Annotated in this window: 2 protein-coding genes; one reads left to right on the top strand and one right to left on the bottom strand. The window is 61.7% G+C overall.

The window, feature by feature from the left end; genetic code table 11:
* Nucleotides 1-86 precede the first annotated feature (86 nt).
* Nucleotides 87-1823: an IlvD/Edd family dehydratase gene (locus QMX91_RS29915; protein WP_115984925.1), complete on the bottom strand. Its 1737-nt coding sequence runs from the start codon at nucleotides 1821-1823 to the stop codon at nucleotides 87-89.
* Between the two features lie 194 nt (nucleotides 1824-2017).
* Between QMX91_RS29915 and QMX91_RS29910 the strand changes: the two genes are divergently transcribed.
* Nucleotides 2018-3340, top strand: coding sequence for an MFS transporter (locus QMX91_RS29910; protein WP_007968618.1), 1323 nt, complete (start codon nucleotides 2018-2020; stop codon nucleotides 3338-3340).
* Nucleotides 3341-3440 lie beyond the last annotated feature (100 nt).

Genomic DNA, 3440 nt, shown 5'->3' with positions numbered 1-3440 from the left:
CGCGATGGCGGTGTGTCAGTCAGCATCGATACCAACTGGCGGACCGCTATCGCGAGCAGGCTCACTCCTACAGTAGATCTGCGGTGTCAGTGAGAATGACGCGGGACTTCCGCCCCTCGGCAACCCACCAGGAAGTCGAAGTCACAGCCCTGATCCGCCTGCAGCACATGGTCGATGTACAGCTGACGATAGCCGCCGACCAGTAGCTGCTGCGGTGGTTGCAGATCCGCCATGCGCGCCGCCAGTTCGGCATCCGGAATGTCCAGATGCAAACGCCCGCTGGCGCAATCCAGCTCGATCCAGTCGCCTTCCTGCACCACCGCCAACGGCCCGCCGGCCGCCGCTTCCGGGGCGACGTGCAAAACCACCGTGCCGTACGCGGTGCCGCTCATTCGCGCATCAGAAATGCGCACCATATCGGTCACACCCTGCGCCAGCAGCTTGGCCGGCAAGCCCATGTTGCCGACCTCGGCCATGCCCGGATAACCCTTCGGCCCACAGTTTTTCATCACCAGAATCGAATCTTTATCGACATCCAGTTCCGGATCATTGATCCGCGCCTTGTACATGTCGAAGTTCTCGAACACCACCGCACGACCGCGATGCTGCATCAGCTCAGGGGTAGCGGCGGACGGCTTGAGCACCGCACCGAGCGGCGCCAGGTTGCCGCGCAGCACGCAGATACCGCCGTCAGCGCGGATCGGATTGTCAAGGGTACGGATCACTTCGTCCTCGCCGTAGATCGGCGCGTCCTTGGTGTTTTCGCCCAGCGATTTACCGTTGACGGTGAGGGCATCCGGATTGGGGATCAGATTAGCCTCGCCGAGACGGCGCAGCACCGCCGGCAAGCCGCCGGCGTAGTAAAACTCTTCCATAAGGAAACGCCCGGACGGTTGCAGGTCGACAATGGTCGGCATGCCGCGCCCGATACGCGTCCAGTCGTCCAGATCCAGCTCGACACCGATGCGCCCGGCGATGGCTTTCAAGTGGATCACCGCGTTGGTCGAACCGCCAATAGCCGCGTTGACCCGAATGGCGTTTTCAAAGGCTTCCTTGGTCAGGATCTTCGACAGGCGCAAGTCTTCGCGCACCATCTCCACCGCGCGCATGCCGGACATGTGCGCCAGCACATAACGCCGCGCATCCACCGCCGGAATCGCTGCGTTGTGCGGCAGGGACGTGCCCAGTGCTTCGGCCATGCAAGCCATGGTCGACGCGGTGCCCATAGTGTTACAGGTGCCCGCCGAGCGTGACATGCCGCCCTCGGCCGCGAGGAAGTCGTCAATGGTGATAGTGCCGGCCTTGACCTGTTCGCTGAGCTGCCAGACCACGGTGCCGGAGCCGATGTCCTTGCCCTTGTGCTTGCCGTTGAGCATCGGCCCGCCGGTGACGACGATCGCCGGCACGTCGCAACTGGCCGCGCCCATCAGCAGCGCCGGGGTGGTTTTGTCGCAGCCGGTCAGCAGCACCACGCCGTCAATCGGGTTGCCGCGAATCGCTTCTTCGACGTCCATGCTCGCCAGGTTGCGGGTGAGCATGGCGGTCGGGCGCAGGTTCGACTCGCCATTGGAGAACACCGGGAATTCCACCGGAAAGCCGCCAGCCTCGATCACCCCGCGTTTGACGTGCTCCGCAATCTGGCGGAAATGCGCGTTGCACGGGGTCAGTTCCGACCAGGTGTTGCAGATGCCGATGATCGGCTTGCCATGAAACTGGTGGTCGGCGATGCCCTGATTCTTCATCCAGCTGCGGTACATGAAGCCGTTCTTGTCGGCCGTGCCAAACCATTGGGCCGAGCGCAGGGTGGGTTTCTTCTCAGACATGATCGATTCTCTTATTGTAAGACTATTGTTTGCGAGTCACGGCTAAACATAAGCGCAAAATCGCCGCTTTGGAAGTGTTGTTGGGTAATTAGTATTACTATATAGTCGTTTTCGGTGGAGGGATCGGCCCTGGCGGTTTTCCGCGAGAGGCGTCCCCCGAGGTTCTATAAAAACAACAATTGGAGACCGATCCCATGAGCCAGGAACTGCGGCTTGTTCGCCGCATCACGCTGAAACTGATTCCCTTCCTGATCCTGCTGTACCTGATCGCCTATGTGGATCGCTCCGCCGTCGGCTTCGCCAAACTGCACATGGGCGCCGACATCGGCATCGGTGATGCGGCCTACGGTCTCGGTGCCGGACTGTTTTTCATCGGCTACTTTCTTCTCGAAATCCCCAGCAACCTGATGCTCGAGCGCTTCGGTGCGCGGCGCTGGTTTGCGCGGATCATGATCACCTGGGGCGCGATCACCATCGGTATGGCGTTCGTCCAGGGCCCGCACAGTTTCTACGTGATGCGCTTTCTGCTCGGCGCGGCGGAGGCGGGGTTCTTCCCCGGCGTTCTGTACTACATCACCCAATGGTTCCCGGTGCGCCATCGCGGCAAGATCCTCGGCCTGTTCATCCTCTCCCAACCGATTGCGATGATGATCACCGGCCCGGTGTCCGGCGGCTTGCTGGGCATGGACGGCATCCTCGGGCTGCACGGCTGGCAGTGGCTGTTCATCGTCATCGGCACCCCGGCGATCCTGCTGACCTGGCCGGTACTGCGCTGGCTGCCCGATGGCCCGCAAAACGTGAAGTGGATGGATCAGGCCGAGAAAGACTGGCTGACCGGCGAACTGAAAAAAGATCTTCAGGAATACGGCCAGACCCGTCACGGCAACCCGCTGCATGCGCTCAAAGACAAACGCGTGTTGCTGCTGGCGCTGTTCTACCTGCCGGTGACCCTGAGTATTTATGGCCTCGGCCTGTGGCTGCCGACGCTGATCAAACAGTTCGGCGGCAGCGATCTGGTGACCGGTTTCGTCTCGGCGGTGCCGTACATCTTTGGCATCGTCGGTCTGCTGATCGTGCCGCGCAGCTCCGACCGCATGAATGATCGCTACGGCCATCTGGCGGTGCTCTATGTACTGGGCGCGCTGGGCCTGTTCTTCAGCGCGTGGCTGACCCTGCCGGTGGCGCAACTGGCGGCGCTGTGCCTGGTGGCGTTCGCGCTGTTTTCCTGCACGGCAGTGTTCTGGACCTTGCCCGGGCGGTTCTTTGCCGGTGCGAGTGCGGCGGCGGGGATTGCGTTGATCAACTCGGTGGGCAACCTCGGCGGCTACATCGGCCCGTTCGTGATCGGCGCGCTGAAGGAATACACCGGGAATCTGGCTTCGGGGCTGTATTTCCTCAGCGGGGTGATGGTGTTCGGTTTGATTCTTACCGGAATCGTCTACCGCGTGCTTGAGCGCAAACACGTGCTACCGGTCGAGCAGTTCGCCGCCAGTGCGCGCGGTGCTACCCGAACCTGAATCTGCAGAACAACATGGAACCCATGTGGGAGCGGGCTTGCTCGCGAATGCGGTGGGTCAGCCACCATCATTCGTTGAATGAAACACCGCATTCGCGAGC

Source organism: Pseudomonas sp. PS01299 (genome assembly GCF_029960145.1).
Taxonomy (GTDB): Bacteria; Pseudomonadota; Gammaproteobacteria; order Pseudomonadales; family Pseudomonadaceae; genus Aquipseudomonas; species Aquipseudomonas putida_A.
Note: the sequence above shows the minus strand (reverse complement) of the source record. Positions and strands in the feature narration are given on the sequence as shown.